General features: G+C 64.5%; 20 protein-coding genes. 4 read left to right on the top strand and 16 right to left on the bottom strand.

Features of this window, described 5'->3' with window-relative positions; genetic code table 11:
• Positions 1 to 6: 6 nt before the first annotated feature.
• Genes ACEN9F_RS02950 through ACEN9F_RS02940 form a run of 3 tightly spaced genes read right to left on the bottom strand, consistent with a single transcriptional unit; the run spans position 7 to position 3,811 of the window.
• Positions 7 to 1,533, bottom strand: coding sequence for a TIGR03016 family PEP-CTERM system-associated outer membrane protein (locus ACEN9F_RS02950; protein WP_413417662.1), 1,527 nt, complete (start codon positions 1,531 to 1,533; stop codon positions 7 to 9).
• Positions 1,517 to 2,275: an XrtA-associated tyrosine autokinase gene (locus ACEN9F_RS02945; protein ID WP_413417660.1), complete on the bottom strand. Its 759-nt coding sequence runs from the start codon at positions 2,273 to 2,275 to the stop codon at positions 1,517 to 1,519. Before ACEN9F_RS02945 ends, ACEN9F_RS02950 begins: the two co-directional genes overlap by 17 nt.
• Before the next feature lie 9 nt (positions 2,276 to 2,284).
• A complete protein-coding gene (locus ACEN9F_RS02940; protein ID WP_413417658.1) occupies positions 2,285 to 3,811 on the bottom strand; it encodes an XrtA system polysaccharide chain length determinant in 1,527 nt (508 codons plus the stop codon).
• 156 nt (positions 3,812 to 3,967) lie between these two features.
• Between ACEN9F_RS02940 and ACEN9F_RS02935 the strand changes: the two genes are divergently transcribed.
• Complete coding sequence (locus ACEN9F_RS02935; protein ID WP_413417656.1) at positions 3,968 to 4,573, top strand: XrtA/PEP-CTERM system exopolysaccharide export protein; 606 nt, start codon at positions 3,968 to 3,970, stop codon at positions 4,571 to 4,573.
• A 238-nt stretch (positions 4,574 to 4,811) separates the two neighbouring features.
• Complete coding sequence (locus ACEN9F_RS02930) at positions 4,812 to 5,429, top strand: N-acyl amino acid synthase FeeM domain-containing protein (RefSeq protein ID WP_413417654.1); 618 nt, start codon at positions 4,812 to 4,814, stop codon at positions 5,427 to 5,429.
• 3 nt (positions 5,430 to 5,432) lie between these two features.
• Here the strand turns inward: ACEN9F_RS02930 and ACEN9F_RS02925 are convergent, their stop codons facing one another.
• Genes ACEN9F_RS02925 through prsT form a run of 3 tightly spaced genes read right to left on the bottom strand, consistent with a single transcriptional unit; the run spans position 5,433 to position 10,921 of the window.
• The gene (locus tag ACEN9F_RS02925) at positions 5,433 to 6,176 is read right to left on the bottom strand and encodes a S1 family peptidase (RefSeq protein WP_413417652.1); all 744 of its coding nucleotides are present in this window, start codon (positions 6,174 to 6,176) and stop codon (positions 5,433 to 5,435) included.
• Positions 6,173 to 8,182, bottom strand: a complete 2,010-nt coding sequence (locus ACEN9F_RS02920; RefSeq protein ID WP_413417651.1) for a hypothetical protein — start codon at positions 8,180 to 8,182, stop codon at positions 6,173 to 6,175. The genes ACEN9F_RS02925 and ACEN9F_RS02920 overlap by 4 nt, the downstream gene beginning before the upstream one ends.
• Before the next feature lie 6 nt (positions 8,183 to 8,188).
• A complete protein-coding gene (prsT, locus tag ACEN9F_RS02915) occupies positions 8,189 to 10,921 on the bottom strand; it encodes an XrtA/PEP-CTERM system TPR-repeat protein PrsT (RefSeq protein WP_413417649.1) in 2,733 nt (910 codons plus the stop codon).
• A gap of 186 nt (positions 10,922 to 11,107) precedes the next feature.
• Here prsT and ACEN9F_RS02910 point away from each other — a divergent pair, with 186 nt between their 5' ends.
• Together ACEN9F_RS02910 and ACEN9F_RS02905 are read left to right on the top strand one after the other, a co-directional pair.
• Positions 11,108 to 12,388: a nucleotide sugar dehydrogenase gene (locus ACEN9F_RS02910; RefSeq protein WP_413417647.1), complete on the top strand. Its 1,281-nt coding sequence runs from the start codon at positions 11,108 to 11,110 to the stop codon at positions 12,386 to 12,388.
• On the top strand, positions 12,388 to 13,497 hold the full coding sequence (locus tag ACEN9F_RS02905) for an SDR family oxidoreductase (RefSeq protein ID WP_413417645.1): 1,110 nt from the start codon (positions 12,388 to 12,390) through the stop codon (positions 13,495 to 13,497). The genes ACEN9F_RS02910 and ACEN9F_RS02905 overlap by 1 nt, the downstream gene beginning before the upstream one ends.
• Here the strand turns inward: ACEN9F_RS02905 and ACEN9F_RS02900 are convergent.
• The 10 genes from ACEN9F_RS02900 to ACEN9F_RS02855 all read right to left on the bottom strand — a co-directional run bounded on the left by ACEN9F_RS02900 (position 13,406) and on the right by ACEN9F_RS02855 (position 24,375).
• A complete protein-coding gene (locus ACEN9F_RS02900; protein ID WP_413417643.1) occupies positions 13,406 to 14,794 on the bottom strand; it encodes a SpoVR family protein in 1,389 nt (462 codons plus the stop codon). The genes ACEN9F_RS02905 and ACEN9F_RS02900 overlap by 92 nt on opposite strands.
• A complete protein-coding gene (locus tag ACEN9F_RS02895; protein WP_413417641.1) occupies positions 14,791 to 15,924 on the bottom strand; it encodes a DUF444 family protein in 1,134 nt (377 codons plus the stop codon). Before ACEN9F_RS02895 ends, ACEN9F_RS02900 begins: the two co-directional genes overlap by 4 nt.
• A gap of 1 nt (position 15,925) precedes the next feature.
• Positions 15,926 to 17,887 carry a serine protein kinase gene (locus ACEN9F_RS02890; protein ID WP_413417639.1) on the bottom strand — a complete coding sequence of 654 codons (1,962 nt, stop codon included), beginning with the start codon at positions 17,885 to 17,887 and terminating at the stop codon, positions 15,926 to 15,928.
• Positions 17,888 to 17,971: 84 nt separating this feature from the next.
• A complete protein-coding gene (locus ACEN9F_RS02885) occupies positions 17,972 to 18,883 on the bottom strand; it encodes a LysR family transcriptional regulator (protein ID WP_413417637.1) in 912 nt (303 codons plus the stop codon).
• Between the two features lie 76 nt (positions 18,884 to 18,959).
• Positions 18,960 to 19,382, bottom strand: a complete 423-nt coding sequence (locus ACEN9F_RS02880) for a hypothetical protein (RefSeq protein ID WP_413417635.1) — start codon at positions 19,380 to 19,382, stop codon at positions 18,960 to 18,962.
• Between the two features lie 359 nt (positions 19,383 to 19,741).
• The gene (locus ACEN9F_RS02875; protein ID WP_413417633.1) at positions 19,742 to 20,152 is read right to left on the bottom strand and encodes an Hpt domain-containing protein; all 411 of its coding nucleotides are present in this window, start codon (positions 20,150 to 20,152) and stop codon (positions 19,742 to 19,744) included.
• 80 nt (positions 20,153 to 20,232) lie between these two features.
• On the bottom strand, positions 20,233 to 21,108 hold the full coding sequence (locus tag ACEN9F_RS02870) for a peptidase (RefSeq protein ID WP_413417631.1): 876 nt from the start codon (positions 21,106 to 21,108) through the stop codon (positions 20,233 to 20,235).
• A 54-nt stretch (positions 21,109 to 21,162) separates the two neighbouring features.
• Positions 21,163 to 21,966 (bottom strand): transglutaminase family protein, encoded by an 804-nt coding sequence (locus tag ACEN9F_RS02865; RefSeq protein ID WP_413417629.1) that lies wholly within the window; start codon positions 21,964 to 21,966, stop codon positions 21,163 to 21,165.
• Positions 21,967 to 21,981: 15 nt separating this feature from the next.
• On the bottom strand, positions 21,982 to 22,935 hold the full coding sequence (locus ACEN9F_RS02860) for an alpha-E domain-containing protein (protein WP_413417627.1): 954 nt from the start codon (positions 22,933 to 22,935) through the stop codon (positions 21,982 to 21,984).
• A 9-nt stretch (positions 22,936 to 22,944) separates the two neighbouring features.
• Positions 22,945 to 24,375 (bottom strand): circularly permuted type 2 ATP-grasp protein, encoded by a 1,431-nt coding sequence (locus ACEN9F_RS02855; protein ID WP_413417625.1) that lies wholly within the window; start codon positions 24,373 to 24,375, stop codon positions 22,945 to 22,947.
• Positions 24,376 to 24,389: the final 14 nt, after the last annotated feature.

The following is a 24,389-nucleotide window of genomic DNA, read 5'->3' as shown; positions in this document are numbered from 1 at the left end:
CTCCGCTTAGAACGCCACCAACAGGGCGGCACTGATGCCGTTTTCGCGGTAGTTGCCGCCGGCGTTGCTGGTATGGCGTGTATGACGCAGGGTGACGCTGGCGGTGACCTTGGACTCCAGCTGGCGCGTCATGCCCACGGTCAGCACGTTGTTGCGGGCGCTGCGGCCGGAGCTCAGCGAGCGCGCGCGGTTGTGGACGGCGCCCACGGTCAGGTCGTCGCGCCCCGACATGCGATAGCTCCAGCCCGCCTGGACCGCGCTTTGCCTGGTGTTGTCGTTCAACAGCAGCTCATCCGGCCCCAGCAGCAAGCTGTCGATGGCGCTGTTGGTTTGCGCGGTGCGGCGGATGTTGGAATAATTCACGCCCAGCGCGCTGCGCGGCGTGCTGTAGACGGTGGCGGCCCGGAATTGTTTTTGCAGGAAGTAGCGATGGCTGAAGAAATTGACGTTGCCGTCCGGGCCCAGCATCTGCGAAATCGCCATGAACACCTTGATGGTCTGCAAGCGCTTCTGTGGATCGGGAATGCGGGTGGCCCACAGGTCGAACAGGAAATCGCTGAGGCCGGTCGGCGGCACGCTGAAGTATTCGCCGTGGGTGGTGGTGATGTCTTCGCTGTAGTTGAGCGTCCAGAACATGCTGCGCATGCGGTAGGCCGCGTTCAGCGAGTAGGTCTTGCCGAAGAAGCGGCGGCCCACGCTGGCCGCGATGCTGGTGCGCGGCGACGGCACCCAGGCGCCGCCGACCGACCAGTAGCGGCCTTTCGGCTGCGCGCCGTTGGCGTGGTAATCGTTCTTTTCATAGCCGCCGGTGCCGAACGCCGACAGGTTGCCGTTGATCGGATAGCTGAGCGTCAGCGCGGCGTTGCTCATGGTGACCGGCGGCAGCGCGGCGTCGTCGATTTCCGTGCGGTCCAGGTTCAAGTCCCAGTTCCAGCCGCGGCCGCCGTTGTCTCCCACCATGTTGAGATGGGTACCTTCGCTGCGGACCTTGAGCAAGCCGCCGCCCACGTGTTGGTAGTCGTAGCGCAGGGTGGCCGTCGCCAGGCCGCGAAAGTAGTGCCGCAAATAGGGACTGACACTGGTGCTGTGCACGGTGGTGCTGTTGCCCGTGACCTGGGCCGGATCGAGCTGCAGCGGGCCGAAGGCGGAGATGTTTTGCTGGCTGATGCCGGCGCGGGCGTCCACGAACAGCCAGTCCGGCAATACCTCGGCATGGCCGCCGGCGGTCAGCGCCTGGTTGTTGCGGTCTTTCTGACGGGTATAGGACACCATTTGCAGCGCATACGACAGCGCCAGCCGCAGCCGCGGGCTGTCGGTGTACAGCTGGACGCCGGGCGTGACCTCGGTGGTGAACTGGCTGCGGGCCTGGTCCGGCGGCGCCAGGTTCATATTGTCGGTATAGCTTTCGCGCAGGCCCAGCGTGGGCGTGATGTGCCATTCGGCCGGGATCGCGGCGCCGGGCAGCGTCAGCAGCACCAGCATGGTCAGGCGGTAGGGCGTATCGCGCGGGGACAGCTTAATCATAATAACCATAGTATTCGCCGCCGGGGAACGCCTTGCTCTTGTTGTAGATGAGGCTGACATTCGGGCATTGCTCGATGTGGCGCAAGGCTTCCTTGACCGCATGCTGGGTGGTGGTCTCGGACTCGACCACCAGCAGGATCTGCCCCATCTGCGCGGCCAGCACGCCGGCCTCGGTGGTCATCAGCAGCGGCGGCGAATCGAAGATGACGATGCGGTCGGCGTAGCGCTCGGCGATCTCCGTCAGCAGGCGGCTCATGTTGCGGCTGGCCAGCAGCTCGGTGGCGTGGCGGTGGGAGCGGCCGGCCGGCAGGATGCTCAGCGTCGCCACATTGGTCTTGAGGATGACGTCGGCCAGCTCGGTCTTGTCGCCCAGCAGGATGTCCATCAGCCCCGGCTCCGGCGGCAGGCCCAGCACCTTGAGCAGCGAGGGGCGGGCGACGTCGGCGTCCACCAGCAGCACGGTGATGTCCATTTCCATGGCGATGCTCATGGCCAGGTTGACCGCGCAATAGGTCTTGCCTTCGCCCGCCATCGCGCTGGTGACGACGATCAGGTTGCCGTGCCGGATGGGCGGCGCGTCGTTGTCGCCGCGCGCATTGCGCAGCAGCGGGCGCTTGATGATGCGGAAGTCCTCGGCCACGGCGGTGCGGCCGCCGTCCTGGGTCACCATGCCGCGCTGATGCAGGCGCTCCAGGTTGATTTCCACATGGCGGGGCGAGGCGGACGTTACCACCGGTTCGGTTTTTTCCATCTATTGCTCCTAGTAACGCAGCAGGGTCGTGGCCAGCACGCCGCCATAGGCTACAAACAGGCTGGACAGGGCGGCGCCGAACACATACTTGCCGCGCTGGCGCTTGACTTTTTGCGCCTCGGTCCAGTTCATCGACACCGTGCCCAGCACCACCCGGCCGGTGCGTTCGCGCAGCTCGCCGGGACTGAGGAAGGTCGGGCGGATCTGGCTGATCAGCAATGCCGCGGCCACGCCGCTGAGCAGGGCGCCGCCCAGCACCAGCGAGTACAGCAGCAGGCGGTTCGGGCCGACCGGCGTCAGCGGCACGGTCGGCGGATCGATGATCTTGAAGGTCATCATGTCGGTGGTCGAGCTCAGGTCGCCGGACAGCTTGGCGGCCTCGCGCCGGCCGATCAGTTTTTCGTAGTTGTCCTTGTTGATCATGTAGTCGCGGTTGAGCTGGGCCAGCGCGGACTCGACTTCCGGCACCGCGTTGGACAGCGCCAGCAGGCGCTGGTGGCGGAAGGTGTATTCCTGCACCCGCGCCGTGATCGAGGCGACACGGGCCTCGGCCTCGGTCTGCGCCACTTTCAACTGCTGCAGCATGGGGCTGTAGTTCTTGCCCGGATCGCCGTTCGACCTGAGCTTGCTTTCCTCGACCTTGCGCGCCTCCAGCTGCGCCACCAGGCGCTTGGCGGCGACGATGTCGGGATGCAGCTCGGTATATTGCAGGCGCATGCTGTCGAGGCTTTTGTTGAGCACGGAGATGCGGCCGTCGATCTCGGGATTGTCGATGGCGGCCGGATTCATGTCGGCGCCGAGGATGGGCTCGTCCCCGCTGATCTGGCTGGCGATGGCGTTGCGGGCCTGCTCGGCTTCGGTCAGTTCCAGCCGGGCGGTATTCAGCAGGTCGGACGACTGCGCCAGCTGGGTGCTGTAGTCGACGCCCTGGCGCGGCAGCAGGCCATTGTTTTTCTGCTTGAATTCCTTGACGTTGTTTTCCGCCTCGATCAGTTTATCTTCATACGATTTGATTTGATCGTCGATGAATTGCACGGCCTTGCGGGTTTCTCCGTTTTTACCCTTGAAGCTGCCTTCGACGAATATCGTCAACAGCGATTGCACGACGTCGCGCACCAGCCGCGGATTGCGGTTGCTGTATGAGATCGTATAAATGTCGTAGTTGCCGGTGCCGCCGATGCGGATCTTGTTCATCAATTCGTCGAGCTGCTGCTGTTGATCGCGCGGGGTCTTGGCGTTGATGTCGAGGTCGACCATGCGCATGACGCGCTCGACGTTCGGACGGCTCAGCAGCGTGCGGCTCATGATCGAGACCTGCTGTTCCACGTTGGGCACGCTGGTCATGCTCGACAGCAGCGGCTTGAGGATGCTCTGGGTGTCGACGAACACCCGCGCCGTGGTCTGGTAGTCGTCGGGCAGCGTGGCCACCTTGATCCAGCCCGTGATCGCCACCAGCCACATGATGGAAACCGCATGCCAGCGATATTTCCATATCCCTTTCAGGCTCGCTATCAGCTGACTGATCAACTCCTCCATATTCGAATATCTCCAGTGGCTGGTCGGCGGGGAGTTCAAATTATATGGCTGTCACAATTCGAATTTTTCTTAACTGGGCAGTGATTGAGCCAGATCAAGCAGAGCAAGCCGGGTTTTCTAAATCATGGAGTCCTGCCTATTCAAGCGAGATTTGTCATGCATCCATTTAAGCGTTTTTCCATGGCGGCGCTGGCGCTGCTGCTGGCGGCGTGCGCGCACCGCATATCGCTGGACCCTCCCGAGCCGGAGGTGCTGCAGCCCGATTACCAGATCGGCGCCGGCGACATGGTCAGCATCAACGTCTGGCGCAATCCGGAAGTGTCGATCAGCGTGCCGGTGCGGCCGGACGGCAAGATCACGACGCCGCTGGTGGAAGACCTGCAGGCGGCCGGCCGCACCTCCACCCAGCTGGCGCGCGACATCGAAAAGGCGTTGGAAAAATACATCCAGCAACCGATGGTGACCGTGATCGTGACCAGTTTTATCGGTCCATACTCGCAGCAGATCCGCGTCATCGGCGAGGCGGCGCGGCCGCAGGCGCTGCCTTACCGCCAGGGAATGTCGGTGATGGACGTGATGATCGCCGTCGGCGGCATCACGGACTTTGCCTCGGGCAACAAGGCGACCATCATCCGCACCGTCAACGGCCAGCGGCTGATGGTGCCGCTGCGTCTGCAAGATTTGTTGCGCAAAGGCGATATTTCAGCCAACGTCTCGGTACTTCCCGGCGACGTGCTGGTGATACCGGAAGGGTGGTTTTAAAAATATTTTTAAAATTTAGGGAACTTTCGAACTGAACCGCAGGTCTGAAAAGCATGAGCCCCAGTTCGCCCCTCGCCGGCGGCTGGCCGACAGACCTGAATGGATGCCAACCGTGCAATATGACGATGCAATAGTTTCCTTTGAAGCCAGTACAGGCCTGCGCGACCTCGTGGTCGGCGAAGGCAAAAAAGAATCTGCACTGGACCACCCCATAGACCAGCAGATTTTCCATATCCGTATGGCAAATTCGCAGGGCAAGCGAGAGGCGGCCAGCCTGCTGCTGAAAAAAATGTATGGGTGGCGCGGCTACTCGGTCGATCCGAACGCCATGCACTCGCCAAATAAAATCACCCTGTTCGCCGAGACCGGCGGTGACACCGTGGGCACGATGTCGCTGTGCCTGGACAATGACGAAGTCGGCCTGCCCGCCGATGAAAACTTCCGCGATAAACTGGACGAACTGCGCAGCGCCGGCCGCCGGCTGTGCGAACCGTCGCGGCTGGCGATCGACAAGGGGGTATCCAAACGCGTGTTCGCCGCGATGATCCATATTTCCTACATTTACGCCCATAATATCCACCGCTACACCGATTACGTGATCGAGGTCAACCCGCGCCATGTGATGTTCTACAAGCGCATGCTGGGCTTCCGCGACTTCGGCGGCGAGCGCCAGTGCACGCGGGTGGAGGCGCCGGCCGTGCTGCTGCGGCTGGAGCTGGACTACATGGCCGAGCAGATCCGCAAATTCGGCGGCTTGATGGAGCAGCAGACCAACGAGCGTTCCTTCTATCCGTATTTCTTCCCCACCTGGGACGAGCCCGGTATCACCGGCCGCCTGATCGCGGGCAAGACCTAGCGTTCAGCGCACGGCGTCGATGAAGTTGGCCGGTATGGCGTAAGTGATGCCGCTCGGCGCGGTGATCGCCGCTTCCTTGACGCCCTTGACGAACACCATGTTGACGACGCCGATCACCTCGCCGGTGAGCGGATCGAACAAGGGGCTGCCGCTGCTGCCCGGATAGGCCGTGCCATCCAGCTGGAACACCATGTAGGCCGGCTTTTGCAGCTGGTTCAGCAGCTTGCCGTCCAGCTTGCGGGCGCTGGTGGTCGGCGTCGCCAGCGGCGTGATGGCCGAGACGATGCAGCGGTGCGTCACATGATGCAGTCCCAGCACCATGCCCAGAGGAAATCCCATGAAGGCCAGCCCCTTGCCTTCCCGGACCTTGCTGGAATCCCCCAGACGCAGCGCCGGCAAGGGCGTGCCCGCGATCCGCAGGCGCGCCAGGTCATGCTCGCGGTCCAGCGCGACCACCGTCGCGGCGCGGAATTGCGCGTTGCCAGCCGTGCGCACCAGCACGCCCAGCGACGGGCCTTGGTCGTTGGCCAGCAGGTCGCTGACGACATGGGCCGCCGTCACGACGGTCAGGCCATCGCCGATCACAAAGCCGGTGGCGACAAACGACAATGCCGGCGTGCGGGTCTTTTGAAAACTGCCGATGCCGACCACCGATGGCTTGACGTCGTCGATGGCGTGTATCAGTTCGTCCGCCGCCGCAGGATTTAGCAAGCTCAGCAGCAATAGCAGGCAGGACAGGGTCTTCATGATGGCGCTCTCTTGGACAGGCGGACGGGACTCAGCGCGGCGGCGCAGAGCAACAGCGTGGACAGCAAGGTGATGCGCGGCACGTCGAGTAGGCTGTCGAACAGGCCGACCGCCTGGAACGCCACCAGCGCAGCGAGCCAGGCGGCCGCATCGCCGGTGCCGCGTTCGTCGAGCGCACGCCGCAGCAAGCTGGCGCAGGCGCTGAGCAGCATGGTCGCGTAGGCCAGCAGGCCGGCCCAGCCCATCTCGAAATACAGGTTCAAGCCCAGGTTCTTGACATGCCAGGGCAGGTGATAGCGGTCGCTGCTGAAGAACCAGTAATCATTGGCGTCCGAAAAACTGCCGTTGCGCAGCAACTCGTGGTTGTCGGGCAAGCTGCGCAGGCTGATATTGTCGATATCGAGAACGGCCTTGCGGCCTTCCACCGCCAGCTCCAGCCGCAGCGGCAAGGCGCCCAGCCCGCCCGAGTCCAGTGCGAACTGATAGCGCTGCCAGTACAGTGCGTGCGGAATCATCCGCAGCGGCGTGCGCAGGCAGTTTTGCGGATACAGCAGCACACGCTCGCAGACATTCGCGTGCAGAAAGCCCGGCGGTCCGCTATTCCAGATATCCACCCCCAGCAAGTATTGCTGGCGCGGTTGAAGCGTGACGACCTGCAGCATACGCAGCAATTCTCCAAAGCCGGCCGGATATTCGCCGGCGCTGAGCCGCAGATAGCGGTTGCCGCCCTGGTCGAGATAGCTGTAGCTGGGCGGCACCTCGCGCTGCTGGTTGCGCCAGTAATAGGTGAACGGAAACTTACCCAATCCCATGCCGAGCAGCGCCGTCGTGGCCCCGTCATCCATCATGGACAGCGCCTGCCGCCAGTGCCGCAAGCGGTTGGCCAGGTCGCCACTGCTGGTGCTGAAGCGCTGGTTGACGAAGTAACCGTTGTAGATCGGCACGATGGAGGCCAGCACCATCAAGGCCGCCATGGCGCCCGCGAGATGGCGGCGCGGCAGTACCGCCAGCAGTGCCAGCCCCAGCAGCATCAAGGCAAGCGCGTAGCCGCGATAGCCGCCGCTGACGAACACCAGGTTGAGCGCGACCAGCAGCACCGCCGCGCCGGACACCGTGGCCGCGACGGATTTCCAGGGACGCTTGATGGCCAGCAGCGGCAACAGCAGCACGGCGACGGCGGCCGCATAGGCCAGATACAAGCCGCGCGAGAACGTGGCCAGGCCGGCATACAGCGCCAGTGCCAGCAGCGCCAGCGCGCCGGCGGTTCTCAGCGGGGAGCGCCGGTCGAACAGCCAGGTCGCCAGCAAGGGGGCGCTGAGCGCCAGATAGCCGTCCAGCGCCGCGCCGCCGGTATGCATGGCGGAGAAGGGCGCGGTGATCCGGTAGTCGCTGGAGAAATTGGCCAGGCCGGGAAATTGCCAGCGTTCATGGATGGCCGCGCACACCACTAGCAGCAAGCCCGCCAGCATGCCTGGAATCAGATACCGTCGCAGGCCTTGCAGTTGCGGCCCGGCGGCGCGGCGCAGCGGCGGCAGCAATAGCAGTGTCCAGAACCAGGCCTTGCCCACGCGCAGCGCATTGTACGGGCTGAGGTAGTTGTTCAAGGCGTTCGCGTCCAGCGCCGGTATCGGCTGGATGCCGCGCCACAGGCCGCCCGCGCAGGCGATCGCCAGCAGCATCAAGCCGCCGTAGAACAGCGGCGGCCAGCGCGGCAAGTCGGGAGTGGCCGGCTCCAGTCGCCAATAGGCAAAGCCTGCGGTGATCAGCAGCAGCAGGTCGATTTCTTCCAGAAAGAACCAGCCGGTGCGCGGCGCCAGGTCGAGTATCGGCAGCAGCGCCGGCAACGCGAACAACCACAGCGCCGGCCGCCACCACAGCAGGGCGGCGTAGGCCGACAGGATCGCCACCAGCCAGCTGCCCTGCATGGGATAGACGGCGATCGCCAGCGCGGCGCCGGCAAACAACACCACCGAGAGCAATCTGGCATAGGCTGTGGTCAAGGTCATGACGGGCTATTGCGCCAGCAAGGCCTTGACGGCGTCGTGCCGGTCGAAGTCCTTGGCCGCCAGCAGCGGCTCCAGTTGCCGGCGCGCGGAGCGCTTGTCGCCGGACTTGGCGAGCGCGACACCGTAGTGATAATGGATTTCGCGGTTGGCGGGCGCCAGGGCGGCGGCCTGCTTCAGCAGCGGCAGCGCGCGCTCCAGCTTGCCTTGTTCCACCAGCAGCCACCCCAGCGTGTCGATCACTGCCGAACTGCCCGGCGCCAGCCGGTAGGCGCGCTCGGCGAAGTCCAGTGCGCGCGGATCTTTTTGCTGCTGGCACAGCCAGGCCAGATTGTTCAGCGCCACCACCTGGTCCGGCGACTGCTTCACCACCTGTTCAAACTGCGCCAGGCTGGCCGGATAATCCTCCTCGGCCAGTAGGCTGCTGGCAAAATACAGCCGCGTCACATGATCGTCCGGGTGGCCGTCCAGCCATTTCTGCACGCGCGACCGGGCCTCGGGCGACCTGCCGGCCTGCACCAGCGCGCTGTGCAGCGGAATCAGCAGCGCGCCGGAGGGCTGCATGTCGTACGCCTTCTGATACAGGACCAGCGCGTCCGGAATCTGTTTCTGCGCCATCAATACGTCGCCCTCCAGCTTGTAGCCCAGCGGCGCGTCGCCGCGGGCCTTCTGGAATCCGCGCGCGGCCTGCAGGGCCTTCGGATAGGCGCGCTGCTCCAGCAGCATCCGCACCAGCGCGACCTGCGCTTGCGCATAATCCGGCTGCAACGCCAGCGCCTTGTTCAAGGCCTTCAAGCCGCCTTCGTTGTCATGCGCGGCGAAGCGGGCCTCGCCCAGGCGCAGCTGGACTTCCGCGGAATCCGGCTGCAGCGTAGCCAGCTTGTTCCAGCTATCCAGCGCGGCGTCGCTGTTTCCGCTGCGCGATTGCAGCGTGGCCACCAGCGCCACCACTTCCGGGTTGGATGGATTGGTGGCGAGCATTTTCTGGGCCAGCACCAGCGCCTTGGGCAGCTCGTTGTTGCGCACATAAAATTGTGCCAGTCGCATCGACGGCTCCAGCTCCTCCGGCTTTTCCTGCGCCGCCCGTTCCAGCCAGCCGCGCACCACCGCCGGCTGGCCACGACTCATCGCCAGGTTGGCCAGCGCCGCCATGAGGTCGGTATTCTTCTTATCCTTCGCCAGCGCCGCCTCCAGCCGCAGCCTGGCGTTCTCCGGTTTCTTGTCCTTGATGTCCAGCTGGGTCAGGTTATCCAGCGCCGGCAAGTACAGCGGATCGAGCGCCAGCGCGCGCTCGAAGCTGGCGCGGGCGCCGGCGGCGTCGCGGTTCATCAACAGCACGCCGCCTTTCAGGTTCTGCACCAGCGGGTTGTCGCCTTGCTGCGTCTCCATCCGCTTGACCGCCTCCAGCGCCTTGTCGTATTGCTTGCTGCGTAAATGGCTCAGCACCAGCAACATGCCGGCGCGGGACGACTTGCCATCCAGGCTGGTCGCGCGTTCCAGTTCGGCGATGGCGCGGTCGTTGTCGCCCATGCCGATATGGCTCATCGCCAGCGCCGCATGCAGCATGGTCGACTGCGGCGACAGCTTGCTGGCCCGCTCAAAATACGCGGCGGCCTGGGAATACTGACGCAGGCGCAGGTAGATTTCGCCGGCCAGCGACATCATCTCCAGATCCTGCTGGTGGCTGTCGAACAAGGGCTCGACGATGGCCAGCGCCTGGTCCGGCGCACCGGTATTCACTAGCACCGAAGCCAGCAGCTTGCTGGCGTAGGGATGGCGCGGATTGGCTTCCAGGAACTTGCGCAGATATTGTTCGGCCTGTGCAAATGACCCTTTGCCGCGCAGTATCGCCCCCATCAGCAGATTGCTGGGCAAGTGTTCCGGCGCGGCCCGCAGCACCAGTTGCAACTGATCCTGTGCCGCGTCCAGCTTGCCTTCGCGGAAATCCAGCAAGGCTTGCGTGTAAGTGAGCAGCAGGTTGCTCGGCGAGACCTGGCGCGCGGTGGACAATTCCTTCCTGGCGTCGTCCAGCTTGCCGGATTGGATGTGCAGGCTGGCGATGTCCACATGCGTCTGCACCTGGGCCGGGTACAACTTCAGCAATTGCTGATAGACCTTCAGGGCATCGGCATTCTTGCTTTGCATGCGTAGCAGATCGCCTTTCATGCGCAAGGCGTCGGCGTCGTCCGGCTGCCGCGCCAGCGCCCGCTGGATCAGCGCATACGCCTCGTCCTGCTTGCTGTCGCGCAGTGCGATGCGGGCCAGGCCCAGCAGCGCGGCCGGATGTTCCGCATGCCGTACCAGGATCTGCTCGAACATCGCGCGGCCTTCATCGATGCGGCCCAATCCCAGCAACGCATGCCCGCGCAACGCCTGCAAACGTGGTTGTTGCTGGTCGGCCGGCACGTCGTCCAGCAGCTTCTGGAATTGTGCCTGCAGCAGCATCCCCTTGGCCAACACCGGCAGGACATCGCCGGCATTGACGCCCAGCTCCAGCGCGCGGCGCAATTCCTTGTCGGCCGACAGCACGTCGCCCGAGTCCAGGTACAACTGGCCCAGCATCAGGCGCGCCTGGCCGTTGGCCGGGGTCTGCTGCAGCACATTTTTCAGCTGGATGACGGCGGCCTTGGTTTCGCCTTTCGACGCATGTTGCCTGGCCTGGACCATCAACTCATCGTTGCCGGACATCCGGCTGCAACCGGCCAGCAGCACCAGCATCCACAAAACACGCGATGGCGACATGGCGATCTCCAGGAAAAGGGTATCCAGTAGAGTAGGAACGATCCCCCGGTCACTTGTTGATCGACCGCAAACGGCGTAGGCATCGTGCGCAACACGCGCGCATTTGTCCCACCTCAACAGGGTTCGAAACGCCAACCGTAGAATCGGCGGAGACCTGTTTTCAACGCTGATAGAAGAGGTGTTCAGATGGAAGTCGTCGCTGTCGTCGGACTTGGGTATGTGGGCTTGTCGTTGGCGGTTTCGTTCGGCGCACGCCGCCGCACCATCGGCCTCGACCTGTCGGCGCGCAAGGTGGCCAGCTACCGGCGCGGCATCGATCCCAGCGGCGAAGTGTCGGAAGCCCAGTTCAGCGCCGCGCGCTGGCTGGAGATGGGTTGCGACCCGGCCGCCTTGTCCGAGGCCGACTACATCGTGGTCGCCGTGCCGACGCCGGTCGACAGCGCGCACAACCCGGACTTCTCGGCCCTGGTCGGCGCCAGCCAGGCGGTGGGGCGGCACATGAAGGCCGGCGCGGTGGTGGTCTATGAATCCACCGTCTATCCCGGCGCCACCGAGGAAATCTGCATTCCGATACTGGAGCAGTGCTCGGGCCTGACGTGGCGGCGCGATTTTCATGTCGGCTTCTCGCCGGAGCGCATCAATCCAGGCGACAAGGAACATACGCTGACAACGATCCGCAAAGTGGTTTCGGGCGATGATGAAGCAACCTTACAGCGGGTGGCGGCGCTATACGAGGAGGTGGTCGAGGCCGGCGTGCATCGCGCCTCCAGCATCAAGGTGGCGGAGGCGGCCAAGGTCATCGAAAACACCCAGCGCGACCTCAACATCGCGCTGATGAACGAGCTGGCGATCATCTTCGACCGGCTGGAGATCGATACGCTGGAAGTACTGCAGGCGGCCGGCACCAAGTGGAATTTCCTGCCGTTCCGGCCGGGACTGGTGGGCGGCCACTGCATCGGCGTCGACCCCTACTACCTGACGCACAAGGCGGAGATGCTGGGCTACCACCCGCACGTGATCCTGGCCGGACGGCGCATCAACGATGGCATGGCCAAGTTCGTGGCCGAGAAAACCGTCAAGGAAATGGTGCGCGCCGGCTTCAAGCTCAAGGGCTGCCGCGTCAACGTGCTGGGCCTGACCTTCAAGGAAAATTGCCCGGACCTGCGCAACTCCAAGGTCGCCGACCTGATCCACGAACTGGAATCCTACGGCCTGCAGGTGCATGTGCACGATCCGGTCGCCGACGCCGAGGAAGCCATGCACGAATACGGCGTGCGGCTGGAATCCTGGGACGAGCTGCCATGCGCGGAAGCGCTGATCAGCGCCGTCGCCCACCGCGAGCTGGCCGCGCGGCCGCTGCTGGAAATGCGCCGGAAAGTGGTCGACGCCGGCTGCTTCATCGACCTGAAATCGCAGTTTGACGAGGCCGCGTTGCGCTGCAGCGGCCTGAACGTCTGGAGACTGTGATGAGCGATTATGAAAACGGCACGCCGGGCACCAGCGCCTATCAAACCGTGCGCGAGCACCTGGAGCAGCGGCAATACCGCTGGGTGCTCACCGGCACGGCCGGCTTCATCGGCTCCAACCTGCTGCAAGCCCTGCTGGAACTGGGGCAGCGCGTGGTCGGCGTAGACAATTTCCTGACCGGCTACAGACACAACCTCGACCAGGTGCGCGAGCAGGTCGACCCCAGCGCCTGGCGCTGTTTCGAATTGATCGAGGGCGATGTCCGCGACCCGTCGGTGTGCCGCGCCGCCTGCGAGCGTGCCGACTATGTGCTGCACCAGGCTGCGCTGGGCTCGGTCGCGCGCTCGATCGACGATCCCTTGCTGAGCAACGACATCAACATCACCGGCCATCTGAACGTGATGGAGGCGGCGCGCGCGGCCGGCGTGCGGCGCGTAGTGTATGCCGCCTCCAGCGCGAGCTATGGCGACCACCCAGCCTTGCCCAAGCAGGAGACGCATGTCGGCAAGCCGCTGTCGCCGTATGCGCTGACCAAATATGTCAACGAGCTGTATGCCGGCGTCTACGCGCGCTGCTACGGCACGGAAAGCATCGGCCTGCGTTACTTCAATGTGTTCGGTCCGCGCCAGGATCCGGCCGGCGCCTACGCCGCCGTGATTCCGCTATGGATCGCGGCGATGATCGGGCAGCGCCCGCTGACCATCAACGGCGACGGCGAAAGCAGCCGCGACTTTTGCTTCGTCGCCAACGCGGTCCAGGCCAATCTGCTGGCGGCGCTGGCGGACAAGCCAGGCGCCGTCAACCAGGTCTACAACGTCGCGCTGAACGCCCGCACCAGCTTGAACGAACTGTATCTGATGCTGCACGGCCTGCTGGTGGAGCGCTACCCGCATCTGCGCGACTTCCAGCCGCAGTACGGCGACTTCCGCGCCGGCGACGTGCGCCATTCGCAGGCCGACATTTCCAAGGCCGCCGATCTGCTGGGCTATGCGCCCACCCACGATTTGCGGCGCGGCCTCAGGCAGGCTTTGCGCTGGTACGAGGAGCATCTGACGCCGCCGCCGACACCGTCCGCGCCACGCCCCGCGCATCCACCGTCTTCAGCGTGACCGGCCGGCGCCAGACGCGGGCCACATACTGCATCACTTGCTCGGCCAGTTCCAGGTCCAGCCCGCGGCCATCGCGCGTGTGGTCGTGCTGCAGCACCAGGCTGAAATCGTCCTGCATGCGCTCGACCGCGATGCACGGCGCGCCGTAGTTGTACTTGGGGCCGAGTATCGCCTCGCGTACCGCCTGGATGTCGCGGCTGAGCACGCGGGTCTCGCCATCCTTGCGCATCTGGTAGCTGAACAGGTCGAGCTCCTCGGCCAGTTCCGCGTCCAGGTAGTTGCGGACGAAACCGAAGTCGTCCTCCTCGGCGCAGATGCGGCGCGCCGCCTCCAGCCCGTCGCGCGCGATAATCCGTTCCCACATCACGTAGCCCAGGTGGTAGGGATTGATCGCCAGCGCCAGTTCCTGCGCGCCGGCATACGGCCGCACCACGTCCGAGTGCGCTTTCAGCGCATGCAGGTAGAGCTCGTGCGGCAGGAAGTCGGCCTCGCGCAGCAAGCGCGCATGCCAGTACGACGCCCAGCCCTCGTTCATGATCTGGCAGGCGTGCACCGGGTAGAAATAGAACGATTCCTCACGCACCGCCAGGAAGATGTCGCGTTCCCAGTCCTGCATCTCGGGCGCGTAGCGGGCGATAAACCACAGCAGGTCGTATTCCGGATGCGGCGGCGTGCCGCGGCGCGCGGGCTTGGCCGGCGGCGGCGGCGCCTCTCCCGGCAGCGACTGGTAGCGCAGCTGGAATGCGCCAACCGGCTCGTCCATCCTGTCGGGCACCGGCGCGGGGTAGGGCGGGCGATACAAGTGCTGGTTGATGTCGATATGCGGCTCCAGCGCCAGCGCGGCGTCCAGCACCGCCTCCACCCGCTTCTGGCCGTGGAGGGCCAGCGCCTCTTCCAGGCGGTGCGCGCGGGCCGCGCTTTGCTCCAGGATGTGCCCGCCCGCCATCGCCATGCAGCGCGCGAACAGGGCGTTGCGCTTGACGAAATCCGCATGGCCGATCACGTGCGCGCTGACCAGCGTGTTTTCGGCCAGCGAGTTGCTGTCCATCAGGTAGGCGCGGCAGGGATCGCCGGGAAACATCACCTCGAAGATGCGCGAGTGTCCCATGTTCTGGTGCAGCAGCTGCTGGATGTAGCGCAGGCCGAACGACCAGTGGTGCATGCGCACCGGCACGCCATAGACGGCGATCTCCAGCATGAAGTTTTGCGGCACCAGCTCGAAATCCACCGGGCAGTAGTCCAGGCCCAAGCGGTTGGCCAATTGCTCGATCTTGGCCGCGTAGTCGTCGAGGCTCATGTCGCCGCCTGCCGCGTCAGAAACTGGCGTATCGCCAGGAACACGTCGTCGCCCGAGGCCAGCAGCGCGCTGGAGACCGGCAAGCCCTGGCGTTCGCGCTCCTGCCACAGGCGGCGCATCTCGGTCTCCAGCATGCGCGGCGTACCGGGCAGGGTTTCGACATAGCCCATGTAGTTGACGCGCTTGGCCAGTTGCCCCAGGGCGGCGCTGGCCGCCGCGCGGTCCTCGGCGAAGTTGTCGCCGTCCGAGGCGTAGAACAGATAGCTGTTGTAGCTGGCCTCGTCATAGCGCTCCTGCAGCAGCTGCAATGCCAGGCGGAACGCCGTGGACGCGACCGTGCCGCCCATGCCGTTGACCTGGAAGAAGTCGCCTTCGTTGAATTCCCAGGCGCGCGCCGCGTGTGCGAGAAAGCGCAGTTCGACGCGGCGGTACTTGCGCCGCAAGCCCTGCAGCGCGAGAAAGAAGAACGTCTTGGCGAGACGGCGCTCGGGCTGGGTCATGCTGCTCGAGACGTCCAGCACGAAGAACACCACCGCGTTGCTGCTGGGGCGGGGGTGCTGCACCAACTGGCGGAAACGCAGGTCGTCGTTGGTGAACGGCGCTGGCGCGACCTGCACGGCGCGCCGCTTGATGGCTTGCTTGACGGTGCGGCGCCGGTCCAGCCGCGAGCGCGCGCCGTGCTTGTCCCAGCCTTCGCGCACCATGTCCGGCTGGTCCAGCGTGGACTTGCCGCGCGGCTGCAACTCCGGCAACTGGAATTCTTCCCACAGCCAGTCCAGGATCTCGTCGATGGAAAACTCCATCAGCAGCGTGACGGCGCCTTCCTCGTTGCCGGCCTGGTTGTCGTCGTCCAGGTCGTAGTCGGGGCCGCGCAGCAGGTCGCCCGGTTGCGCCGGTCCCTGGCCGGCGCCGGTCGTGCTGTGGCCGCTGGACAGCCGGAAGCGCGCATGCTCCAGCAGGCGCAACGGCACTTGCACGCCACGCTGCGCCGGTCCCGTCATCAGGTCCGGCCCGGCGATCGCATCCGGCAGATGCTCGCGCACCGCCTCGCGCACCTTGTCGTTGTGCCGCAGCCAGTCGCGCGCGCCGCGTGAAAACAAGTCGTACCAGGCGCTGCGTTGGGTGGGCATATCATTCCTGCGCCAGCAGCGTGGTGACGTAGTTCAGGGCTTCGCGCGCGCAATGGCTGTCGTAGCCGTACTCGTCCACCAGCCGCTGCTCGACCGCGGAGATCTTGGCGCGCACCTCGTCGTCGGGCCGCTTGGCGGAACTGACCAGGCGCAGCACGTCGCGCCGCTGCTCGAACAAGTACTGCTGCAGCGCGTCGCGCAGCTGGGCATGGCTGCCCAGGCCGAAGCGTTCGCCGCGCTTGTAGGCGCTCATGGCCTTGCGCACCACCTCTTGCCGGAACGATTGCTTGCCCGAGTCGGAGATGTGGATTTTCTCTTCCACCGCGCGCAGGAAGCGCTCGTCGGGGCGCCGCTCCTCGCTGGTGATCGGGTCCTTGACTTGGCGGTTGTCCAGCATGGCCTCGACCTCGTCCAGATACTTGCCGAGCAATTCTTCCACCTCCTGTTCGAACGACACGAACAATGCCTTGTGCACGTCCTCCTTGACCCAGCGGTTGTAGAACTCCTTGCGCGTCAGCACCAGGTAGTCGACCCAGCGCCGCTTGCGCGCCGACTCGATGCGGGCGTCGTTTTCAATGCCATCCTTGAGCGCCAGCAGCAGATCCATCGTGCTGAGGCTGCTGCGCGGAGACTGGATGATGGCGTTCGACAGGGCGTTGATGACGAAGCGGGGCGACACGCCCGACAAGCCTTCGTCCGGGGCTTTTTCCTTGTTGCGCACGCGCAGCGCCTCCGAGTGATGCACGCCCTCGACATCCTCGCCGGCGTGCAGGCGCACGCGCTTGGCCAGCTCGGCGTCGCGGTCCTCGCCCTCGTGCAAACGGCTCAGCACGGCGAACACGGCCGCCGCGTGCAGCACATGGGGATCCAGGTGGACGCTGCGGAAGGCCGGCGCCGCCGCCAGGATCAGCTTGTTGTAGATGCGCGCCTCCTCGCGGTAGCTGAGGGTGTAGGGCACCTGTACGATCACCATGCGGTCCAGCAAGCCCTCGTTTTCGCTCTCTTGCAGGAACTTGCGGAATTCCGCCAGGTTGGTGTGGGCCAGGATGGTTTCATCGAGGTAGATCAGCGGAAAGCGCGCCACCTTGACGTTTTTTTCCTGCGTCAGCGTCAGCAGCAGGTAGAGGAATTCGCGCTTGACCTTGAGGATCTCGATCATCTCCAGCATGCCGCGGCTGGCCGCGTACACGGCGCCGGACCACGACCAAGCGCGCGGATCGCCCTCGTCGCCGTACTCGGCCACCTTGGACAGGTCGACCGAGCCGACCAGGTCGGCGATATCGGCGGTGCTCGGGTCATGCGGCGCGTAGGTGCCGATGGCGCTGCGGCCGGCCTCGGAGATAAAGATGCGCTCGACGGGCATCTGCAGGAAGTCGCCGCCCAGTTCATGCTCCAGCCGCGCCCGGCAATGCGGACACAGCTCGCCCGACGCCTCGACGCCGTAGCTGTCGCGGAAACCGGCGCGCATGGTGTGCGGCACCAGGTGCAGCGGCGATTCATGCACCGGACAGCCGGCGATGCCGTACAGCGCGCCGGCGTCGGTGTAGCTGTATTCCTCCAGCCCGCGCTTGAGGCGTATCACCAGCGTGGACTTGCCGCCCGATGGCGGTCCGAGCAACAGCAGCAGGCGCCGGCCGACTTCCGAACCGGCAGCGGCCGCCTTGAAATAATCGGCCACGCGGGCCAGGGCGTCGTCGATGCCGAACAGTTCGTCGGCGAACAGGCTGCAGCGCAGCTTGCCTTGTTCGTCTTCCTTGCCGCTCCAGCGCAGCATGTCCCAGATGTATTGGTGCGAGCTGCGCGCGAGTTGGACCGGCGCCTCCGGCAGCACCTGTTCCATGAACTGCGCGAAACTGCCGGTCCAGTGGCCGGCGCGATGCTGGCGCGTGAAGGCCAACAATTCCTCGCGAAACTGCGCGCGAAACTGCTCCTGAGATTGTGCCTGCTCAGCCCATTTATCCATCGTCGCCCCCTCCAGCTCCTTAGAGTATCTGCGCTGGAGGCGGCCATCGTCTGATCTGCCTCAAATGGGAAAACGGATTTAAAGTCAGTCTTCGCGGTCCCACGGTGGCACGCCGGAAAATTCCTCGACCAGGAAATCGATCATCACCCGCACCTTGGCGCTCAGGTGGCGGCGGCTCGGATACACCGCCTGGATGTCGATGTCGGTCATGTGGTAGTCGGGCAGCACGCGCTGCAGGCGGCCGGCGCGCAGGTCGGCGCCGACCAGGAAGCTCGGCTGCCAGATCACGCCCATCCCGCCCAGCGCGGCGGCGCGCGCGGTATCGCCGTTATTCGAGTGCATCACGCACTGGACCTTGACCGCGTGCGGCTGGCCGCCGGCGTCCAGCATCTGCCACTCGTCGGCGGTGGCCGAGTAGCTGTAGCCGACGCAGGCGTGCTGCAGCAGGTCGGCCGGATGCAGCGGCATGCCGTGCTGCTGGATGTAGTCGGGCGAGGCGCACAGGATGTTGTGCGAGGTGGCCAGCTTGCGCGCCACGTGCGCGGTCGAGCCGGTGCGCGAGATGCGGATCGCCATGTCGTAGCCTTCCTCGACGATGTCGACCACGCGGTCGATCAGCGCCACGTCCAGCCGGACCTCCGGGTACTTCCGCATGAACTTGGCCCACAGCGGCGCCAGGTGCAGCACGCCGAAGCTGAGCGGGGCGTTGATGCGCAACACGCCGTGCGGCTGCAGGGTGGCCGAGGAGACAATCGCTTCCGCCTCGGCGACGTCGTCGAGGATGGACTTGGCGCGCTCGAACAGCGCCTCGCCGCTGGAGGTCAGCGACATCTTGCGCGAGCTGCGGTTCAGCAGCCGGGTCTGCAGATGCGCCTCCAGGTCGCTGATATAGCGGGTGACGTTGGCCGGCGAGGTGTCCAGCGCATCCGCCGCGCGGGCGAAGCCATCCCGCTTCACCACTTCCACAAACACTTCCAGCGCGCGCAAACGATCCATTCCAGACTCCGATCAAGATGAAAAAAGCCGCGACACCGGTACGGCGTGGCGGCTCTGGCGATGCAGGCGGTACAGCTTAGCGTGCGATATAGTTGGCGGTCGCCGCTTCCTTGATGACGCGGCCGGCACTGAGCGCGGCGCCCGAAGCGCCGCTCATGCCGACACCGCCATCATGGGCCATGCCAACCAGCCCGACCGCGGCCTGGGCATCGCCGGCGTTGGCGGCGCGTTCAAACAATTGCATCGCTTCGCGACGCTTGTCCGGATTCGACAGGTAACGCAGCGCCAGTTCGCGCTGGGCGACCGGCGAACCCTGGTCGGCCCATTCCTGCAGGCGGCGTTCGGCGGCAGGCTGTCCCTGCGGGCCAAGTTGCATGGCGGCGGCTTCAATCACGGTCGGCGAGGGAACTGCGTCTTCTTGTGCCTGGCAGGCGATCAACGCGCCAACCAGCACCAATACCGACGATACCAATACGCCAGACTTGTTGAATAATTCCATATGTTAAATATCCTTGATTAAATCCCAGCAGTTTCGCCGCGATGCATTGCACCATTATACTTGCACGTGAGCAAATTGTCGAATACGCAAGAACGCGGCACGAGAAACTTTCAAGCGACAATTCTACAAAGTTGTCGCAAATCATGGCGCACGCTCGGTAACTCAACGCTCTCACCGCGTTCAAACTGCAAGTGCTGGCGATATTAGCATGAAGATTTTGCCGTTCCCGTATGCAGTTGGCGAATACGGGTAACAATTGTAACCATTCGTTAATACATAGAACCGGGCTCGAAAGTACATGGCGCTGTGCATTGCAGCATGACAGGCAATTCACAAATAGTGAATGGTTTTTTGGGATTTCAAGCTTGGGGGGCGCTGCCGTCCCGCGGCGCCGAACGGGTCAGCCATGCATCGGCCTCGCGCAGCACCAGTTGATATTCGGATTCGAGCGCGGCAAACAGGGAAGGGATGTGCTCGGTTTGCCGTTCGGCGATGGCCTGCTCCAGCTTCAACGAGGCGCTCACCAGGCGCTTGGCGCCCAGCGTACCGATCGAGCCGCGCAAGGTGTGGAAGATCTTGCCGGCATCGCTCAGGCGCTGTTCGCGCAAGGCCGTGCCGGCCAGTTCGAAGGGTGCCATGCCGGGCGCGCAGGCGTCGCGCACGATTTTCGAGACGATGCCCAGCGCCTTAGCGTCATTTCCCATGTACTTCAACAAAACGTCGACCGAGAAGATGCCTTCTCCGGGACCCAGGGGATTGGCTTCAGACATGCAGCGCTCCATGACAGGTTGATATTATCTACACGCTAATCATACCCGTTCCAGCCACCGCATTCCGTGTGGCGCGTCAGTTATTGCTGCCCATCATGAAATTGTTGCGCCAGGGTCTGCAAGCGCGCGGTCGAGAGGACGGGCGCGGCGACGCCGGCCGGCGGCGCGATCCTGACCGGTTTGCCGCCGGTGTTGGTTGAGTGCAACACGTTGCTGGTCGCTTCGGGGGCGGCGTCCCAGACCGGATGGGCAAGGCCTTCGAACACGCGTTTGAGCTGGTCGCCCCAGGTGTTGCGTATCATCTGGAAGTATTGGTTGCGTTCGTCGATGGTGACGAAGTGGGTCACGGCCAGCTTGTCGTTCTCGTACACCAGCATGTCCAGCGGCAGGCCCACGGACACGTTGGAGCGCAGCGTCGAGTCCATCGAGATCAGCGCGCACTTGGCGGCGTCGTCCAGGCTGGTGGCGGGCGTCACCACGCGGTCGATGATGGGCTTGCCGTACTTGGCCTCGCCGATCTGGAAATAGGTGTTCTCGTCGTGCGATTCGATGAAATTGCCGGCCGAGTAGATCTGGAACAGGCGGCAGCGCTCGCCCTTGACCTGGCCGCCGAAGATGATGCTGACGTTGAATTCGATGCCGAACTCGGCCAGCGACTTGGCGTCGCGCTCATGCACCTGGCGCACCGCGTCGCCGAGGATGCGGGCCGCTTCGTACATATTCGGCGCGTTCCAGATGCTGCGGCCGTCTTCGCTCTGGTGCTCGGCCACCAGCTGGCGTATCGATTGCGAGATCGACAGGTTGCCGGCGGTCATCAGCACCATCATGCGGTCGCCGGGAATCTCGAATACGCTCATCTTGCGGAAAGTGCCGACCTGGTCCACCCCTGCGTTGGTACGCGAATCGGATAAAAACACCAGCCCGGCGTTCAGGCGCATGCCCACACAATAAGTCATCGTAGGAAACTATTGATTCTAGTATTGATTGAAAGTATCGTTATTTTACACCTGTCATTGCGGCACGATCTGTACGTCGACGCTCAGGGATTCGGTGCCGCCGCCGCGCCGCACGCCACGCACCGGCGCCGCGGCGTCGTAGTCGCGGCCGATGGCGAGCCGGCAATAGGCGTCCGTCATCAGCCGCGCGTGGGTGACGTCGATGCTGACCCAGCCGCTGTAGCCCTTGTCCTCGACCCAGGCGTCGACCCAGGCGTGGCTGGCGGCGTGGTCGCTGTTCTCCGGATCGATGTAGCCGGACACGTAGCGCGCCGGGATGCCGTGCGCATGGCAGCAGGCCAGGAACAGGTGCGCATGGTCCTGGCACACGCCTTGGCCGAGGGCGAGGGCGTCGCTGGCGGTGGTGGTCACCACGGTCGCACCGCTTTGATACCGGACCGCACCAAAGATGTGCTCGGCCAGGCACATCAGGTCGCGCGTCATGGCCTTGCCGTCCGGCAGGCACGAGGCGGCCAGCTCCAGGATGCCCGGCGTGGCCGCCGTCATGCGGGTGGGCACGGTGAAGATCAGCGGCGACAGCATCTCGCCGTTCGGCACCCGGCCGTTTTCCGGCGTCGTGGTCTCGATCGCGCCGTAGGCGACGATGGACAGCGCCTGGTGCGGCGTATTCATCGTCATCATGTGCGACAGGTTGCCGTAGGCGTCGGTGTAGGCATGCACATGGCCGGGCATGGCGATGTTCCAGGACAGCACGTGCTGTTGCGGCTCGACGCGCGGCGTCAGGTGCAGCTGCTGGATGGTGTAGGCCAGCGGCGCGGTGTAGGTGTAGCGCGTTTCGTGCCGTATCGTCAGTTGCATTGAATAGCCTTTCGGTCAAGCCGCCAGCGGCACCAGGAAATCGCGGCTGACGCGATTGCCCAGTTGATAGATGTCCGACAGGAATCGGGTCAGCGTGTCGTGCAGGCCGGCGGCCAGGATATCGTCGATCTTGCCGAACTGCAGTTCGGCGTGCAGCCGGCCGGCCAGGCGTTCGGTATCGGCCGAGACATCGTTGCGCACCTCGCGCAGGTTCTGGACCACCTCGTCCATGCAGGCCAGCAGCGACCGCGGCATGTCGCCGCGCAGCATCAGCAGCTCGGCGATGCGGGCCGGCGTGATCAGGTCGCGGTAGACCTTGCGGTAGATCTCGAAGCCGGACACGGAGCGCAGCAGCGCGCCCCAGTAGTAGAAATCGCGCTGGCTCATGCCTTCGCCGCTGGTGCTCTCGGTGGCGCCGCCGTGGAACTTGACGTCCAGGATGCGCGCCGTGTTGTCGGCCCGCTCCAGGAAAGTGCCCAGGCGGATGAAGTGCACGGCCTCGTCGCGCAGCATGGTGCCGACCGTGACCCCGCGCGACAGGTGCGAGCGGAACTTGACCCATTCGAAGAACTTGCTGGGATCGTCTTCCAGCAAATCGCTGTCCAGGCGTTTTTGCATGTCCAGCCAGGTCTGGTTCTGGATTTCCCAGACTTCGGTGGTCAGCGTGCCGCGCACGGCGCGGGCATTTTCGCGCGCCTCGGTCAGGCAGGCCACGATGGACGAGGGATTGTCCGGGTCGCGCACCATGAAATCGATGACTTCGCGCGCCTGCAGCGACTGGTATTTGCGGTCGAAGGCGGACTGCAGCTCGGAAATGCCGAGCATGGCGCGCCAGCCCTGGGCGTTTTCCTCGTCGGACTGCGGCAGCATCGACGTCTGCACGTTGACGTCCAGCATGCGGGCGGTGTTCTCGGCGCGCTCGGTGTAGCGCGCCATCCAGAACAGGTGATCGGCGGTACGGCTTAACATGGGTTCTCCTTAGCGTTCCAGTATCCAGGTATCCTTGGTGCCGCCGCCCTGCGACGAGTTCACCACCAGCGAGCCTTCCTGCAAGGCCACGCGGGTCAGGCCGCCCGGCACCATCGAGATCGTCTTACCCGACAGCACAAACGGCCGCAGGTCGATGTGGCGCGGCGCGATGCCGCTGTCGACATAGGTCGGGCAGGCGGACAGGGCCAGCGTCGGCTGGGCGATGTAGCCGTCCGGCTTGGCCAGCAGGCGCTGGCGGAAGTCTTCGATCTGCTGCCGGGTCGAGGCCGGGCCGACCAGCATGCCGTAGCCGCCGGCGCCGTGCACTTCCTTGACCACCAGGTCGCCCAGGTTGGCCAGCGTGTACGCCAGGTCTTCTTTCTTCCTGCACTGGTAGGTCGGCACATTGTTCAATATCGGCGCCTCGGACAGGTAGAACTTGATCATGTCGGGAACGAAGGGATAGATGGACTTGTCGTCGGCCACGCCGGTGCCGATGGCGTTGGCCAGCGTCACGCGGCCGGCGCGGTAGACCGACAGCAGGCCCGGCACGCCCAGCGAGGAATCGGGCCGGAACGCCAGCGGATCGAGGAAGTCGTCGTCCAGGCGGCGGTAGATCACGTCGACCCGTTTCGGACCGCGCGTGGTGCGCATGAACACGGTGTTCTCGTTGACGAACAAGTCCTTGCCCTCGACCAGCTCGACGCCCATCTGCTGCGCCAGGAAGGCGTGCTCGAAATAGGCCGAGTTGTACATGCCCGGCGTCATCACCACCACGGTCGGATCGTTGATACCCATCGGCGCGACCGAGCGCAGGTTGTCCAGCAGCAGGTCGGGATAATGGTCGACCGGCGCGATCTTGTTGCGGGCGAACAGTTCGGGGAACAGCCGCATCATCATCTTGCGGTCTTCCAGCATGTAGGACACGCCGGACGGCACCCGCAGGTTATCCTCCAGCACGTAGAACTCGCCCTGGCCGGCGCGCACGATGTCGACCCCGGCGATGTGGGCGTAGATGTCGGACACCACCTTGATGCCCTGCATCTCGGGCCGGTACTGGGCGTTCTTGTAGATTTGCTCGGCGGGGATGATGCCGGCCTTGATGATGTTCTGGTCGTGATAGATATCATGGATGAACATATTCAGCGCCTTGACGCGCTGGACCAGGCCGGTCTGCAACTGCTTCCACTCGGCCGCCGGGATGATGCGCGGGATGGTATCGAACGGTATCAGCCGCTCGGTGCCGGCGTCGTCGCCGTAGACGGCGAAGGTGATGCCGACGCGGCGGAAGGTCAGGTCCGCCTCGGCCCGCTTTCGCTCTATGGTTTCGGCGGACTGGCGCTGCAGCCAGCCGCAGAACTCGCGGTAGTGTTCACGTACCTCGGCGCTGGCATTGTGCGCCAGGCCATCAGCGGTCATTTCATTGAAGAATTTTGCCATATCGAACATTCCCT

It is taken from the genome of Duganella sp. CT11-25 (assembly GCF_047302815.1).
Classification (GTDB): domain Bacteria; phylum Pseudomonadota; class Gammaproteobacteria; order Burkholderiales; family Burkholderiaceae_D; genus Rugamonas.
Note: the sequence above shows the minus strand (reverse complement) of the source record. Positions and strands in the feature narration are given on the sequence as shown.

Bases quoted from the DNA above. Each gene is read 5' to 3' on its own strand.
- ACEN9F_RS02950 (WP_413417662.1), bottom strand. From the start codon at position 1,533: ATGGTTATTATGATTAAGCTGTCCCCGCGCGATACGCCCTACCGCCTG.
- ACEN9F_RS02945 (WP_413417660.1), bottom strand. From the start codon at position 2,275: ATGGAAAAAACCGAACCGGTGGTAACGTCCGCCTCGCCCCGCCATGTG.
- ACEN9F_RS02940 (WP_413417658.1), bottom strand. From the start codon at position 3,811: ATGGAGGAGTTGATCAGTCAGCTGATAGCGAGCCTGAAAGGGATATGG.
- ACEN9F_RS02935 (WP_413417656.1), top strand. From the start codon at position 3,968: ATGCATCCATTTAAGCGTTTTTCCATGGCGGCGCTGGCGCTGCTGCTG.
- ACEN9F_RS02930 (WP_413417654.1), top strand. From the start codon at position 4,812: ATGGCAAATTCGCAGGGCAAGCGAGAGGCGGCCAGCCTGCTGCTGAAA.
- ACEN9F_RS02925 (WP_413417652.1), bottom strand. From the start codon at position 6,176: ATGAAGACCCTGTCCTGCCTGCTATTGCTGCTGAGCTTGCTAAATCCT.
- ACEN9F_RS02920 (WP_413417651.1), bottom strand. From the start codon at position 8,182: ATGACCTTGACCACAGCCTATGCCAGATTGCTCTCGGTGGTGTTGTTT.
- prsT (WP_413417649.1), bottom strand. From the start codon at position 10,921: ATGTCGCCATCGCGTGTTTTGTGGATGCTGGTGCTGCTGGCCGGTTGC.
- ACEN9F_RS02910 (WP_413417647.1), top strand. From the start codon at position 11,108: ATGGAAGTCGTCGCTGTCGTCGGACTTGGGTATGTGGGCTTGTCGTTG.
- ACEN9F_RS02905 (WP_413417645.1), top strand. From the start codon at position 12,388: ATGAGCGATTATGAAAACGGCACGCCGGGCACCAGCGCCTATCAAACC.
- ACEN9F_RS02900 (WP_413417643.1), bottom strand. From the start codon at position 14,794: ATGAGCCTCGACGACTACGCGGCCAAGATCGAGCAATTGGCCAACCGC.
- ACEN9F_RS02895 (WP_413417641.1), bottom strand. From the start codon at position 15,924: ATGCCCACCCAACGCAGCGCCTGGTACGACTTGTTTTCACGCGGCGCG.
- ACEN9F_RS02890 (WP_413417639.1), bottom strand. From the start codon at position 17,887: ATGGATAAATGGGCTGAGCAGGCACAATCTCAGGAGCAGTTTCGCGCG.
- ACEN9F_RS02885 (WP_413417637.1), bottom strand. From the start codon at position 18,883: ATGGATCGTTTGCGCGCGCTGGAAGTGTTTGTGGAAGTGGTGAAGCGG.
- ACEN9F_RS02880 (WP_413417635.1), bottom strand. From the start codon at position 19,382: ATGGAATTATTCAACAAGTCTGGCGTATTGGTATCGTCGGTATTGGTG.
- ACEN9F_RS02875 (WP_413417633.1), bottom strand. From the start codon at position 20,152: ATGTCTGAAGCCAATCCCCTGGGTCCCGGAGAAGGCATCTTCTCGGTC.
- ACEN9F_RS02870 (WP_413417631.1), bottom strand. From the start codon at position 21,108: ATGACTTATTGTGTGGGCATGCGCCTGAACGCCGGGCTGGTGTTTTTA.
- ACEN9F_RS02865 (WP_413417629.1), bottom strand. From the start codon at position 21,966: ATGCAACTGACGATACGGCACGAAACGCGCTACACCTACACCGCGCCG.
- ACEN9F_RS02860 (WP_413417627.1), bottom strand. From the start codon at position 22,935: ATGTTAAGCCGTACCGCCGATCACCTGTTCTGGATGGCGCGCTACACC.
- ACEN9F_RS02855 (WP_413417625.1), bottom strand. From the start codon at position 24,375: ATGGCAAAATTCTTCAATGAAATGACCGCTGATGGCCTGGCGCACAAT.